The organism is Candidatus Deferrimicrobiaceae bacterium, from assembly GCA_036504035.1.
Classification (GTDB): Bacteria; Desulfobacterota; Deferrimicrobia; order Deferrimicrobiales; family Deferrimicrobiaceae; genus JANXPS01.
Window position 1 is genome coordinate 67,126 of the sequence record DASXVV010000013.1, and the last position, 13,599, is coordinate 80,724.

At 60.4% G+C, this 13,599-nt stretch carries 13 protein-coding genes; all 13 read left to right on the top strand.

Features of this window, described 5'->3' with window-relative positions:
• Positions 1-46: 46 nt before the first annotated feature.
• From VGK27_11385 to VGK27_11445, 13 genes are read left to right on the top strand one after another with little or no spacing between them, the layout of a single operon-like run.
• Positions 47-1,126: a 3-methyl-2-oxobutanoate dehydrogenase subunit VorB gene (locus tag VGK27_11385; protein ID HEY3490707.1), complete on the top strand. Its 1,080-nt coding sequence runs from the start codon at positions 47-49 to the stop codon at positions 1,124-1,126.
• Positions 1,123-1,902: a thiamine pyrophosphate-dependent enzyme gene (locus VGK27_11390; protein ID HEY3490708.1), complete on the top strand. Its 780-nt coding sequence runs from the start codon at positions 1,123-1,125 to the stop codon at positions 1,900-1,902. The genes VGK27_11385 and VGK27_11390 overlap by 4 nt, the downstream gene beginning before the upstream one ends.
• Positions 1,899-2,438, top strand: a complete 540-nt coding sequence (locus tag VGK27_11395) for a 2-oxoacid:acceptor oxidoreductase family protein (GenBank protein ID HEY3490709.1) — start codon at positions 1,899-1,901, stop codon at positions 2,436-2,438. Before VGK27_11390 ends, VGK27_11395 begins: the two co-directional genes overlap by 4 nt.
• The gene (locus VGK27_11400) at positions 2,431-3,087 is read left to right on the top strand and encodes an XRE family transcriptional regulator (GenBank protein HEY3490710.1); all 657 of its coding nucleotides are present in this window, start codon (positions 2,431-2,433) and stop codon (positions 3,085-3,087) included. Before VGK27_11395 ends, VGK27_11400 begins: the two co-directional genes overlap by 8 nt.
• A 7-nt stretch (positions 3,088-3,094) precedes the next feature.
• Entirely contained in the window at positions 3,095-3,634 is a 540-nt protein-coding gene (gene cobO / locus VGK27_11405; protein ID HEY3490711.1) for a cob(I)yrinic acid a,c-diamide adenosyltransferase, read from the top strand.
• Between the two features lie 17 nt (positions 3,635-3,651).
• Positions 3,652-4,101, top strand: a complete 450-nt coding sequence (locus VGK27_11410) for a cobalamin B12-binding domain-containing protein (GenBank protein HEY3490712.1) — start codon at positions 3,652-3,654, stop codon at positions 4,099-4,101.
• Positions 4,094-5,077, top strand: coding sequence for a methylmalonyl Co-A mutase-associated GTPase MeaB (gene meaB / locus VGK27_11415; protein HEY3490713.1), 984 nt, complete (start codon positions 4,094-4,096; stop codon positions 5,075-5,077). Before VGK27_11410 ends, meaB begins: the two co-directional genes overlap by 8 nt.
• An 18-nt stretch (positions 5,078-5,095) precedes the next feature.
• Positions 5,096-6,412, top strand: a complete 1,317-nt coding sequence (miaB, locus tag VGK27_11420) for a tRNA (N6-isopentenyl adenosine(37)-C2)-methylthiotransferase MiaB (protein ID HEY3490714.1) — start codon at positions 5,096-5,098, stop codon at positions 6,410-6,412.
• Between the two features lie 7 nt (positions 6,413-6,419).
• A complete protein-coding gene (locus VGK27_11425) occupies positions 6,420-8,249 on the top strand; it encodes a diguanylate cyclase (GenBank protein ID HEY3490715.1) in 1,830 nt (609 codons plus the stop codon).
• 2 nt (positions 8,250-8,251) lie between these two features.
• A complete protein-coding gene (locus tag VGK27_11430) occupies positions 8,252-9,805 on the top strand; it encodes a DUF4388 domain-containing protein (protein ID HEY3490716.1) in 1,554 nt (517 codons plus the stop codon).
• The gene (locus VGK27_11435; GenBank protein HEY3490717.1) at positions 9,802-10,464 is read left to right on the top strand and encodes a histidinol phosphate phosphatase domain-containing protein; all 663 of its coding nucleotides are present in this window, start codon (positions 9,802-9,804) and stop codon (positions 10,462-10,464) included. The genes VGK27_11430 and VGK27_11435 overlap by 4 nt, the downstream gene beginning before the upstream one ends.
• 11 nt (positions 10,465-10,475) lie before the next feature.
• A complete protein-coding gene (locus tag VGK27_11440; GenBank protein HEY3490718.1) occupies positions 10,476-11,174 on the top strand; it encodes a tetratricopeptide repeat protein in 699 nt (232 codons plus the stop codon).
• 27 nt (positions 11,175-11,201) lie between these two features.
• Positions 11,202-13,454, top strand: a complete 2,253-nt coding sequence (locus tag VGK27_11445; GenBank protein ID HEY3490719.1) for a glycoside hydrolase family 57 protein — start codon at positions 11,202-11,204, stop codon at positions 13,452-13,454.
• Positions 13,455-13,599 lie beyond the last annotated feature (145 nt).

Consider the following 13,599-nt stretch of genomic DNA (forward strand, 5'->3'; position numbering starts at 1 on the left):
CCGTCTGCGCCGAGACCTGCCCCGATGTCGCCATCCGGGTGTGGCGATGAGCGACATGGCCAACGTCGACGTCCAACGCGAATTCGTCAAGGGGAACGAGGCGATCTGTCACGGCGCGATTGCCGCGGGTTGCCGCCACTACTTCGGCTACCCGATCACCCCCCAGAACGACATCCCCGAATACATGGCCGCCCATATGGGCCCGCTCGGGGGCGTCTTCCTGCAGGCCGAGAGCGAAGTCGCGACCATCAACATGCTGCTCGGAACCGCGGCAACCGGCAAGCGTGTGATGACCTCCTCCTCCGGCCCGGGAATATCGCTGATGCAGGAAGGAATTTCCTACATGGCGGGCTCCGAGCTCCCCGCAGTCATCGTCAATATCTCTCGCTCCGGGCCCGGTCTCGGCGGGATCGCACCTTCCCAGGGAGACTATTTTCAGGCGGTCAAGGGGGGCGGACACGGCGGCTGTCGCATCCCGGTCCTCGCGCCCCATTCCGTCCAGGAGATGTATGAGCTGACGATGCTGGCCTTCGACATTGCAGACCGGTACCGGACGCCGGTCATGATCCTGGGCGATGCGATCATCGGTCAGATGAAGGAGCCCTACACACCCGCCCCGTCCAAATACCCGCCTCCGGCCCCAAAGAGCTGGGCTACCGTCGGGTGCGCGGGCCGTTCCCGGCAGCACGTCAAGTCGCTTTTCCTGAAGGACGACGACATCGAGCGCCACAATTGGAAACTCGACGAAAAGATCCATGCGATCGAGGCCGCCGAGACCCGCGCCGAATCTTATCGGCTCGACGATGCCCGGATCGTGCTCGTCGCGTTCGGCACCGCCGCCCGCGTCTGCAAGACTGTGATCCAGTGGGCCCGGAAGGAGGGGATTCCCGTCGGGATGATCCGTCCGATCACGCTGTTTCCCTTCCCGAAGCAGCTGGTCCACGAGGCGGCCGGAAAGGCCGATGTCGTCGTCGTCATCGAGATGAACACGGGGCAGATGGTCGAGGATGTGCGGATCGCCACCAGCCACCACGAAAAGATCCGGTTCATCGGGAAGCCGTGCGCCATGCCGACGCCCGACGACCTCCTGGCCGACATCCGCCGGATCGCGGGGGAATTGTCATGAGCGGCAACGAAAAGCGCGCGTTCGACAGGCCGGTGTTCGAGCGCCCCAAGAGCCTGGTCGACGTCAAGACGCACTTCTGCCCGGGATGTCACCACGGCATCGCGCACCGGATCGTCGCAGAAGCCATCGACCACTTCGACCTGCGGGAAAAGACCGTCGGAGTCGCCTGCGTCGGTTGCTCGGTGTTCCTCTATGACTATATCGACGTCGACGTCGTCGAGGCGCCGCACGGCCGGGCCCCGGCCGTCGCCACGGGCGTAAAAAGGGCGCTGCCCGACCGGTTCGTGTTCACCTACCAGGGCGACGGCGACCTTGCGGCCATCGGCACCTCCGAGATCATTCACGCTGCCAACCGCGGAGAGAACATCACCGTCATCTTCATCAACAACACAACCTACGGCATGACGGGGGGGCAGATGGCCCCGACGACCATGCTGGGCCAGCGGACCTCGACGACCCCGTACGGCCGGGAATTCAGCACCGCCGGCTACCCGATCAAGATGGCCGAGCTGCTCGCCCAGCTCGAAGGGGTCGCATTCTCCGCACGCGTTGCGACTTCCAGCCCGGCCCAGATCCGAAAGGCGAAGGAGGCCGTCCGGACCGCATTCGACATGCAGATAAGGCGCATGGGGCTGTCCGTGGTCGAGTTCCTCTCGACCTGCCCCACCAACTGGGGGATGAAGCCCAACGACGCGCGCAAGCGCGTCCTCGGCGAGATGATCGACTTCTTCCCGCTGGGCACCTTCAAGGAACGCAAACAGGCGGATTTCGTATGAGCCATACCGATGTGATCTTTTCCGGTTTCGGAGGGCAGGGCATCCTGATGGTGGGGAACCTGCTGTCGATCGCCGCCATGGAAGAGGGGCGGCAGGTCACCTACTTCCCCGCGTACGGCGTCGAGATGCGCGGCGGCACCGCCAACTGTACGGTGGTCATCTCCGATCACGAGATCGGCTCGCCCGTGGTCGGGCACCCGGCCTCGTGCGTCGTCATGAACGCGCCGTCGCTCGACAAGTACCAGGGGCTGATGGTCCCTGGGGGCGCGCTCGTCGTCAACAGTTCCCTCGTCGAAAAGAACGCCGTCACCAGAACCGACCTGTCGGTCCTGTTCGTCGACGCTAACGAGGTCGCACGCCAGGCGGGCAGTCTTCAGCTCGCCTCGATGGTCGCGCTGGGGGCCTACGCCGCGAAGACCGGCGTGGTCAAGATCGAGACGCTATGCGAATGCCTGCCGAAGGTCGTCTCCCGGAAATACGAGAAGTTCATTCCCCTCAACATCAAAGCGCTGAAAGAGGGTGCCTCCTTTGCGTGACATCACCGACGACGAATCGATCGACAGCGTTCTCGAACGGGTCGCAGGAGAGGCGGGCGAACCCGAGCCCTCCCCCGATGCGGGAAACCTTCCGGTGGGCGAGCACATCCACGCCCTCCGGGTCTCCCGGGGCGAGACGCTTCAGCAAGTCGCCGAAAAGACCGGCTTCTCGGCCGCGCTTCTTTCACAGATCGAAAACCGGATGACCTCGCCGCCGCTGGGCATGCTGGTCAAGATCGCCAATGCTTTCGATACCACCGTGTCGGCGCTGGTCGGTGGACGGGCAGAGACTGCTTTTTCGATCGTCCGGAAGGAGGATCGTAGCACCGTCTCCCGCGTCGGGCTCAAGGGGGGCGGCAAGACCGAGTACAATTACGAAGCGCTCGGAGGCGGGAAGGCGGGCCGTCGGATGGAGCCTTTCCTCGTCCGGCTTTCTCCCGACGCGGATCGTAATGCGCCTCGCAGCGTCCACGAAGGTGAAGAATTCCTTTACGTATTGTCGGGTCGGGTCGAGGTCGTTTTGGGCGCCTTTTCCGATGTCCTCGATGAGGGCGACTGCATCTATTACGACTCGACGACGCCGCATCACGTCCGTTCGCACGACGACAGGGAAGCCATCCTCCTTGCCGTGATCCATTCCGGAAAGTGAGCTTCACTTGAACGCTCCGGGGATCGGCAAGGGGTACATCCAGCTTTATACCGGGAACGGGAAGGGCAAGACCACGGCAGCCCTCGGGCTGTCGTTGCGGGCCGCCGGTCATGGACTCAAGGTCCAGATCGTCCAGTTCATGAAAGGCTGGATCGATTACGGAGAGCTCAACGGGGTCCGCATGCTGGGCGACAACGTCCGGATCTACCAAGCCGGCCGGGACACCTTCGTCAATCGGGAGTCACCCGACCCCGAAGATGTGCGGATGGCTCGGGATGGATGGGAACTGGCGAAGCGGATCATCCTTGACCGCCAGGCCGACGTCGTCGTGCTCGACGAGATCAATTGCGCAGTCGATTTCGGGTTGCTCCCGGAAAAAGAGGTGCTCGACGTGCTTCGCCGGAAGCCTGAAGGGATGGAGCTGATTTTGACGGGGCGGGGGGCGACCGCCGGACTGATCGAAATCGCCGACCTCGTCACCGAGATGCGCGAGATCAAGCACTACTATTCCAGGGGCGTCGATGCCCGCGTCGGCATCGAGCGATAAAAGAGGGGGGAGAGCACATGGCGACAGCGACGGCTACACGGAAAAAGCCCGCAGCTTCGAGGAAGATCGAACGGAAGGTCCGCATCCTGATCGGGAAGCCCGGGCTCGACGGCCACGACCGGGGCGCGAAGATTATCGCGCGCGCGCTGCGCGACGCCGGCTTCGAGGTGATTTACACAGGATTGCACCAGACGCCAGAGATGATCGTGACGGCTGCGCTCCAGGAAGATGTCGACGGCATCGGGCTTTCCATTCTTTCCGGGGCGCACAACCATCTGCTGCCCCGCATCGTCGAGCTGCTGAAAGAAAAAAAGCTCGACGATGTCGTCGTCTTCGGCGGAGGGATCATCCCCGACGACGATATCCCCAAGCTCAAGCGCAAGGGCGTCGATCGTGTTTTCACCCCGGGGACGACGCTCAAGGAAATCGTCGACTACGTTCGGGAAAACATCCACCCGCGTGCCTGAAAAGGGACGGTCGACACTGAAATCGGTCGTCGAATCGGTGCGCGCCGGCGATGTCCGCGCGGCCGCCCGGCTGATGCGCGACCTGGACGACGGGCTGCCGGCCGCCAAGCGTGTTCTGCGCGGTTTGTACAAGCATACCGGCCGCGCGTTCATCCTTGGGATCACGGGGGCGCCCGGCGCCGGGAAATCCACGCTCGTCGACGCCGTGACCAGCGAGCTGCGCAAGCAGGGCAAGACCGTCGGTGTTGTCGCGATCGATCCCACCAGCCCCTATTCCGGCGGCGCCATCCTGGGCGACCGCATCCGGATGCAAAAGCACTGCCTTGACGACGGAGTCTTTATCAAGAGCCTGGCGACGCGGGGGCACCTCGGAGGACTCTCGGGATCGACGCTCGATGTCGTCAACGTGATGGATGCGATGGGCAAGGACGTCGTCATCATCGAGACGGTCGGCGTCGGCCAGGACGAGGTCGAGATCGTCAAGGTGGCGCACACCAATCTTGTGGTCGTCGTGCCGGGCCTGGGCGACGACATCCAGGCGATCAAGGCCGGCATCCTCGAGATCGCCGATATCTTCGTCGTCAACAAGGCCGATCGCGAGGGGGCCGACCGCACGCGCCGCGATCTCGAGACGATGGTGTCGCTCAACGATTATGATGAAGGCGAATGGGTACCCCCGGTGCTTCCGACCCAGGCCAGCACGGGGGAGGGAGTCGTCGATCTTGTCGAATCGATTGCTTGCCATCGTGCCCACATCTTCGACGCAGAGAACATCGATCGATTCCGACGTGAAAAGGCCACTGTCGAGTTGCACGAGATGCTGAAGGTGCGCCTTCTCGAAAAAGCGATCGGGGACCTCGAACGTCACGGTCTGATGGATTCGCTGATCGACGACATCGCCAATCGCCGGAAGGATCCCTACGGGATCGTCGAGAAAATCGTCAATCACCGGTTCGAGACCCACTTGATCAGCTAGTGATATAATCGTCGGTCTATGGTTCGCCGCGTATTCATCGAGACCTTCGGTTGCCAGATGAACGAAGTCGATTCGGGTCGGATGCTTTCCCTTCTCGGCGAGCTTTCTTATCAGCCGACCTCTTCACGCGATGAGGCCGATCTTATCCTCCTCAACACCTGCAGCATTCGAGAGAAAGCGGCCCACAAGGTCTACAGCACGCTAGGCGCCTTGCGAGGCTGGAAATATGGCCGGAAGGGGCGTCTCCTGGCGGTCGGTGGCTGCCTCGCGCAACAGGCGGGGGAAGAAATCCGGAAACGCGCCCCGCACGTCGACATCGTCTTCGGAACCCACAACATCGCATCGCTACCCGAGATGGTCCGGAACGCCGAACTGCGTCGGAAAAAGACGGTGTCCGTCGAGATGACGGGAGAAACGGGGCACTGGGATATCTTGCCCTACGTCCCCGAAGGCGCCGTCAGCGCGATGGTCACGATCATGCAGGGGTGTGACAACTATTGCGCCTATTGCGTCGTCCCGTACGTTCGCGGACCCGAGATCAGCCGGCCGGCCGAAGAGATCGTCACCGAAATTCGCGGACTGGCCGAGCGGGGCGTCCACGAAGTGGTGCTGCTGGGCCAGAACGTCAACTCCTACGGCAAGAAAGAAGGGGAGATCGCATTTCCCCAGTTGCTTCTCCGGATCGCGGCGATCGACGGCATCGACCGGATCCGCTTCATCACCTCCCACCCGCGTGACCTGGATTCCCGCACCATCGGGATGTTCAACGAGATCGAGAAGCTTTGCCCGCACATTCACCTCCCCATGCAGTCCGGGTCCGACCGGATCCTCGAATCGATGGGGCGCGGGTACACGCGTGCCGACTATCTGTCGAAGGTCGATGCCTTGAAGCGGGCCCGCCCCGGGATCGCATTCTCGACGGATTTCATCGTCGGATTCCCTGGGGAAACGGAAGACGATTTCCTGCGGACCCTTGAGGTCATGGATGTGGTTCGATACGACTATTGCTTCTCCTTCAAATATTCTCCGAGGGCCGGGACCGCTGCCGCGTCGATGACCGGCATGGTGCCGACACCGGTAGCCGACGATCGCCTGCAACGCCTTCTGACGCTGCAGGCCACGCACACCGCCGCGCGCCTTCAGGATATGGTCGGGAAAACCGTCGACCTGCTCATCGAAAAGAGAAGCTCACGCGACGCCTCCCGCTTTTTCGGTCGAACCGGCTGCTACAAGGCGGTCAACTTTTCCTCGATCGACGGAAAGGGCGAAAGCCTTTTCGGGAGAATCCGGATCGAGAAGGCCGGCACCCATTCCCTTTCGGGCGTTGAGGTCTAGACCCGCCATGGTCAATATCGCCAGAATCCTCGTTCTCCAGGAAGAGGACGAGTCGTCGCGCGAATTCCAGATGATGGTCTACGATCGGCCGATAGAATTCGAATTTCGCCCGACGGGCCAGATGGGGCGTGGCGAGGGAATCGACATCTCCCGTTATTGCGCCGTGATCGCGCCCGTCGAATGCGCCGAAAGAAAAATTCTCGATGCCCTCGGAACCGATCCCAAGAACGGGCCGATGATCTTTCTCTATCGCGGCGAACCCCCCTTGCGCGAGGCGGCACGCTGGGTAGCCTGGACCAACCCGGCCGGCGAAGGGGAAAACCCGGCGCTGACCGATCGCCTGCTTTCGGAGAGCCTCGAGTACTATTCGCTGGCCTCGCTATACCAACAATGCCTCAAGATCATGACGTCGCAGGACGACGACAAGGTGCTGGCCCAGATCACCGATACGTTCGTCCACGAGCTCGGGGCGGAAAGCTGCGTCATCTGGATGGTCTCCCCGGCCGATCCCGACGAGATGATGATCGCCTCGGTACGCGGCGCCATCAATATCGACAAGGAAGGGTCGCGCTTTTTCCTGTCGCAGTCCGACATTTCCGACCCGGTCTTGAGCGGGAAGCCTTTCCTCCACGCGTCGTCCGTTTACGTCCCGCTGATCCACCAGGAAAAGCCGATCGGCCTCGTCAAGCTCGGAGAGCGCCTCGACCGGAAGCCTTTCGAGGATCGGGATCTCTACGTGGCCCGCATCATCTCCGACTACGCCGCCTCCGCGCTCAAGATGGTCGAACGGCTTTTCCGGATGGAAAAGATCTCCCTGCGCGATCCCGAAACCCGCGCTTATTCCGCCGCATTCCTCGAGGATTACCTGGAGAAGGAACGGTACAAGGCCGGCCGCTTCAGACGGCCGCTGTCCGTGATCTTCCTGGTGATCGACAATTTCCACTTCCTGATGGAAAAGACCCGCGAGAGTCTTCTGGTCGGGGCGCTGGGCGCCATCGTCGAGTCCATCCGAAAGGCGTTGCGCGATTCCGACCTGATCGCCCGCATCGAGCCCAACCGCTTCTGCATCGTGCTGCCGGAAACCGACGCCTTCGGGGCCGTCCTGACCGTTCGACGTCTTCGGAAAGCCGTTCGGGAACAAAGCCGGATCCAGTACCTGGGGACCGAATTCAGGCTCCAGACGCTATTCCTCTCGGCCACCTATCCCCAGGAAGGCCGGGATTTCCCGGAGCTTCTCCAGGTCGTCGATGAGAAATACGGCCGCCTCCAGAAAAGCCCCCTCCATCGCCTTCACCTCAGCGACAAATCTTTCTGGGACGCGTTCGACGTTCTTGTCGGAAAGCCCGAGTACTACGATCAGCTTCGCAGGGGGGAGGAAGTCCCCTACTTCTCGCGGATCCGCAAGGACCTTGGGCGAAGCAGCCATTTTTGCATGCCGAGGGAATCTTTCTTGCGGATGGTCGAAGCGGTCGCGCAGGATGTCGTTTCCGCCCCCGCCGAGCGCGGCCTCGTGATCGCCGCCGGTCCGACGCCCGAGATCTACAAGCAGATATTCCTTTCGTTCGGCCCCGATGCGCCTTCGGGACGCAATATCTACCTCGTCGGCCAGTCGGGGTCCACCCGGTTCGATGCCCGCAATCTTCTTTATGTCACCACCGATGACGACCACCTGCGCGACCGGGAGTTCCTGTTCTATCTCAAGGAAAACGGGGCGTATGGCTTGTTTGCATCGAATCGGAAAGACGAGGTTTGCGGTTTCAACACCGCCGACGAGTGGCTGGTCGAGGCCATGATGGAAAAGGTCCAGGACATGTATCTGTTGCAGGGGAATTTCTAGAGATGACCGGCCCGCAGGCATCCAAGCGTGTGTTGATTGCCGATCCCGTCGATGCGACCAGGCAGTCGCTGGCGCATTTCATGCGCGAGAAGGGTCTCGAAGTCTTCGAGTCGGCGGACGGCAGCAAGGCGCTGGCCGATACGTTGTTGCACCATCCCGACATCCTGATGCTCGACCTGTCCATCACCATCCTCGGGGCCGACCGCCTGGTCCAGATCCTGCGCAGCAACCCCAACACGAAGGGGATGCCCATCTTCTTTTTCAGCGACATGGAAAAGAGCGTCTCCGGCTTCCGGCCGGGGATAGACGAATTCATCCGTAAGCCGTATCACGAAGACGAGGTGCTGCTGAGGTTGCAGCGATCGCTGTTCCAGGACCCGCTGTCCGAGGCGCTGACAGGCGATTCCGAGATCAGCGGGAATCTTGCCCAGATATACCTGCCCGATCTATGGCAGATGCTTTCGATGAACGGGAAGAGCGGGGTCATCCAGGTGGAAGGAGACCCCACCTCCGGTTCGATCTACATCGAGAAGGGCGAGATCGTCTCGGCTTCCACCCAGAATATCGTCGGCGAGAAAGCGCTGTTCCGCCTGGTCCCGTTGCGGGTAGGCAAGTTCCGGTTCATCCCGGGAAACATCGGTATCCGTCGGACCATATTCACGCCCAGCCAGCATGCGGTCCTCGAGGGGATGCGGCAGTACGACGAGCTCCAGAAGCTCGACCGCCCGAAGCCCGGAGACACCGTCGTCGTCTCCAAGGAGGCTCGCGAGATAGCTTCCGCCGGGGGCGCGGTCCGGGAAATCCTGCTGTTGGCCGAATTCTGCAACCGCGTCGAGGATATCGTCAACAACTGCAACCTTCCCGATCTCGCCGTCTACGAGACGCTGCTCAATCTGAAGGCGCGGGGCGTACTCAAGATCGGTAATTTCCAGGCCAAGGCCAGCAAGAGCGAGTTCCTTCCCCCCGAAGACATGGCGCGCCTCCGCAACCGGCTCGAAGAGAAAGGGTCTTTCTCCGGTGGGGCCAACGGGCGCATCGTCCTGTTTCTCCCCGATCCCCAGATGCTTGAATCGGTCGTCATGGCCTTGGGGAAATACCAGGAATTCGAAATCGACAATGTGTTTTTCTCCCTTCGGCGCAAGGAAGGCGATCCGATCGGCATGTTCGGGAAGATCCGCCTCAGCGAGGAAAGCGCGATATTCCTTTACGTGTTCCCGTACCTCCGGGCGACTTCGCCGCTCTGGTATTCCCTGGCGCCCAACCCGATCGGCATCGTCGCCTTCCTCAAGGACGAAGTGAGCAGCTCGCTCGAGGGCCTCATGGCCGTTTCCGACTACACACGGGGGGCCAAGGCCCGCGTCGTCATGGCGGTGATGGGCAAGACCTTCACGAATTTCGGTCTCGGGGAAAACACCTTGCGCCTGTTCCAGAACCGGATCGAAAAACTCGGATGCGCGCTCAAGGTCCAGGAGATGAAGCAGCTTTCCTCCGAGGAGATCCGGGAATCGCTCTCCGTCGTCGTGCAGCAATATCTCGAGCGGGAGGGGAAAAAATGATCGATCTGCATATGCATTCCACGTTCAGCGATGGCGTGTTGATCCCGTCCGAGGTCGTTTCGCGGGCTCTTGCCGCCGGATATACGCATTTGGCGATCACCGACCATGCCGATCCGTCGAATATCGAGTTCCTGCTCGAGAGGATGTGCGATTTCTGCGCGCAGATCCGGGGAAAGGTGCGCGCCGAGGTCTATCCCGGCGTCGAAATTACCCATGTCCCGCCCGAGCAGATCGCCCCCCTGACCCTTCTCGCCCGACGAAAGGGAGCCCGCGTCGTCATCGTCCACGGCGAGACGATCGTCGAGCCGGTTCCGCCGGGGACCAACCTTGCGGCGATCAAGGCCGGTGTCGACATCCTGGCGCATCCGGGCCTGATCACCGAGCCCGAGGTCCGGCTTGCCGGGAAAAAGGGGGTTCTCCTCGAGATCACGGCGCGAAAAGGACACGCGCTCGCCAACGGGCACGTCGCGCGTTTGGCGATGAAAATGGGGGCCCCCCTGGTGTACAATACCGATTCCCACGCACCCGGAGACTTTACGCCGTGGGAAACCGCACTCCGGATCGTCCGCGGGGCAGGCCTGTCCGAGCGCGATGCGGTCCGCATGCAGAAAAATGCGCTCGACCTGTTGGCCCGAGCCGCCAAACACGATTCGAATTGAATGGAGCGATAATGACCGACAACAGCAGGCTGTCCAGAAAAGACCTCAGGGGCCCCGACGAATTCATCACCGCGTTCAACAAGGCCGTATTCTGGCTGCGGGCGAACCAGACGCAAGTGATTTCGGCGATCGGCGTGGTTATCGTCCTGGTCGCCGCGATCTCTGGAGGACGTGCCTACTTCGCCTGGCAGGAGGCCAAGGCCACCAAGGATCTCTGGCCGCATCTCAACCGCGCGCGCGAGATCCTGCAGACGCCGGGCAAGGCCGAAGACGGCAAGCTGGCCGAAATCGAACAGCTCCTGACCGCTTACGTCAACCTTCATCCCAAGTCGGACGCCTCCGTGTATGCCCACTATTATCTCGGCAGCATTGCCTTCACCCGGAAAAACTACGACGTCAGCGTCGCCCAGTTCAAGTCGGTTCTCGACCTTGGAAAAGCCCGCGGTATCATGCGCTTTCTCCCACGGCAGGGGCTCGCTCAGGCGCTTGAAGCCAAGGGCGATATCGCCGGCGCCTCCGCTGCCTATCGGGATGCTGCCTCCGTCGCTCCAGGTGCTCTCAGGTTTCAGGCAAAGCTTGGCGAGGCGCGCACGCTGTCGATGCTTGGGCGGGGGGCCGATGCCATCACCATCTACCGGGAAATCGTCGCATCGAATCCCGATTCCGGCACGAAGGAATTCGCCGAAATCAAACTGGCGCGGCTCCAGTAAGGGCTCAACCATTAGACGAGTTGCCGGATGAGATTAAAGGTCTGTTTTCTCTGGCACATGCACCAACCGTCCTATAAGGATCCTGAGTCCGGGAACTATATCCTGCCCTGGGTCCGGCTTCACGCCATCAAGGATTACGTCGCGCTGCCGCGGATATTCAGCAGGTTCCCGAAGGTCCGGCACACGTTCAACCTGGTGCCGTCCCTGCTGCTCCAGATCCGTGACTATGTCGAAAACGGGGCAGTGGATACTTTTCTGACCGTTTCCCGAAAAGACGCGCTCGACCTGTCTGGCGACGAAGAAGCGTTTATCCTCCGCAATTTTTTCTCGGCGTTTCCTCCGACGATGATCTTTCCCCAGCCGCGATACGAAGAACTCTACACCCGCCGGGAAGACGCGCTATCCGCAACCGGGAAGAACGGTGCGGTGGGCGGTTTCGGCGCATCCGATTTCATCGACCTCGTCACGCTGTTCAACCTGACCTGGTTCCACCCCCTTCATCGGGAAGAAGACGCAGAGCTGTCCCGCCTTTGGCAGAAAGGGAGAGATTACACCGAAAAGGAAAAGAACTACGTTCTCGATCGGCAACTGGATGTCATGGCGACGCTGATTCCCGAGTATCGAAAATACGCCGAAGAGTGCGGGGGAGAGCTGTCGACGACTCCAATGTACCATCCGATTCTCCCGCTGCTTATCGACAATCGATCCGCGCGCGATGCGGTCCCCAATGCCCCGCTGCCAACCCAACCCTTTTCCTATCCGATCGATGCGAGAATTCAGCTCGAAAAGGGGAGGGCGTTCTTCAAGGATTCGTTCGGTCGCATTCCGGACGGTCTCTGGCCTTCCGAAGGCTCGATAAGCCCGGCGATGGTCGATCTCGCTGTAAAAACCGGTTTCAAATGGGCGGCGACCGATGAGATGCTGTTATCCCGTTCGCTCGGCAGGTCGATCGTCCGCGATGCGGATGGCGTCCCCTCGGAACCCGATTGGCTCTACCGGCCCTATCAAGCCGAAACGCCCTCAGGCAGCATGGCTTTTTTCTTCCGCGATCACCACCTTTCCGATCTGATCGGTTTTGAGTACTCCCGATGGAATGCCGTAGATGCCGCAAACAATTTCATTCATAAATTGGAGATGATAAAGTCGAAATTGTCATCCGTTACATCAGATATTTCCGAATGCGTGGTCCCCGTCATCCTTGATGGCGAAAACGCTTGGGAATATTATTACGACTCCGGTCGTTTATTTTTAGAAACATTAATGAGTAAACTCAATGACATGTCTGACCAATTCGAATGCACAACATTCACTGAGGCGCTGACAAGCCATGGCGAGTTGAGAAAACTTCCATCGATTCCGACCGGTTCTTGGATAGACGGGACCTTTTATATCTGGATCGGGCACGACGAAGACCGGGCAGCGTGGGACATGCTGTCGCGCGCCAGGACTGCATGGCAGGCCAAGTCCGACGGGGGGAATCCTCAGGACCAGGCGCCTGCGATGGTCGAGGCGTTCGAGCATCTTCTGGTGGCCGAGGGATCGGATTGGTGCTGGTGGTATGGGGACGACCATTATACGCCGCACGGCCAGGAATTCGACGCCATCTTCCGGCATCATATTAAGGCTATGTATTATCTAATTGGTATTAAACCACCGGAAAACATAGATATCCCCATCCTAAAGGAATCGAAAATTCCGTCCGTAAAGAATTTTTTGGCCAGCCCCAGATCTTACATCAGCCCGCGGATCACGGGCTTTGCGGGTTCATATTTCGACTGGAACGGCGCCACGCGTTATATTCCGATGCCCGAGTTCGGCGCTATGCATCGCGCGGGGTTTGGGTTGCTTTCCGTCCTTTTCTACGGTTTCAGCAGGTCAGACCTGTTTCTGCGGGTTGACTTGCATGCATCCATGGTCGAACGGGACGATCATTTTTCTGTAGAGTATGTTTTTCCGGGCAAAAACCGGAAAATCGTCATCGAGGTGGATCCCGGGTCGAAGTCCGTCGTCGGACGGGTCGAAATTCTCAAGAATCGCGATGAAAGCGATATTGCCCTGGAGTCCGAATTGAATGCGCGCGGTGACCTGAAATTCGGTTTCGGGAGGGTTCTCGAGGCCGGAATCCCTTTTGCGGCGCTCGATTGCGAAGGCGAAGACCGGATCGAGTTCTTTGTGTCGATCCATGCGCAAGGAAATATCGGCGAGCGGTGGCCGATGTACGGAACCTTCACGGCCGATCTGCCGGGAGCCGACTTCGAAGAGCGCATGTGGCAGATTTAAACTGATTTTTCTCCCTGCACGAAATCCATCTAAAACCATAATCGTCGAAAGATTGATCCGGGCTGAAACGCCGCAGGGGGGTTGATGCGCGCTATATTGTCCACAGCTTTTGGCCAGATGTGCATAAACAACGTCTGATAATGTA

Coding starts and splice junctions, on each gene's coding strand:
- VGK27_11430 (HEY3490716.1), top strand. CDS start 8,252: ATGACCGGCCCGCAGGCATCCAAGCGTGTGTTGATTGCCGATCCCGTC.
- VGK27_11390 (HEY3490708.1), top strand. CDS start 1,123: ATGAGCGGCAACGAAAAGCGCGCGTTCGACAGGCCGGTGTTCGAGCGC.
- VGK27_11425 (HEY3490715.1), top strand. CDS start 6,420: ATGGTCAATATCGCCAGAATCCTCGTTCTCCAGGAAGAGGACGAGTCG.
- VGK27_11435 (HEY3490717.1), top strand. CDS start 9,802: ATGATCGATCTGCATATGCATTCCACGTTCAGCGATGGCGTGTTGATC.
- VGK27_11385 (HEY3490707.1), top strand. CDS start 47: ATGAGCGACATGGCCAACGTCGACGTCCAACGCGAATTCGTCAAGGGG.
- VGK27_11395 (HEY3490709.1), top strand. CDS start 1,899: ATGAGCCATACCGATGTGATCTTTTCCGGTTTCGGAGGGCAGGGCATC.
- VGK27_11445 (HEY3490719.1), top strand. CDS start 11,202: ATGAGATTAAAGGTCTGTTTTCTCTGGCACATGCACCAACCGTCCTAT.
- VGK27_11410 (HEY3490712.1), top strand. CDS start 3,652: ATGGCGACAGCGACGGCTACACGGAAAAAGCCCGCAGCTTCGAGGAAG.
- miaB (HEY3490714.1), top strand. CDS start 5,096: ATGGTTCGCCGCGTATTCATCGAGACCTTCGGTTGCCAGATGAACGAA.
- VGK27_11440 (HEY3490718.1), top strand. CDS start 10,476: ATGACCGACAACAGCAGGCTGTCCAGAAAAGACCTCAGGGGCCCCGAC.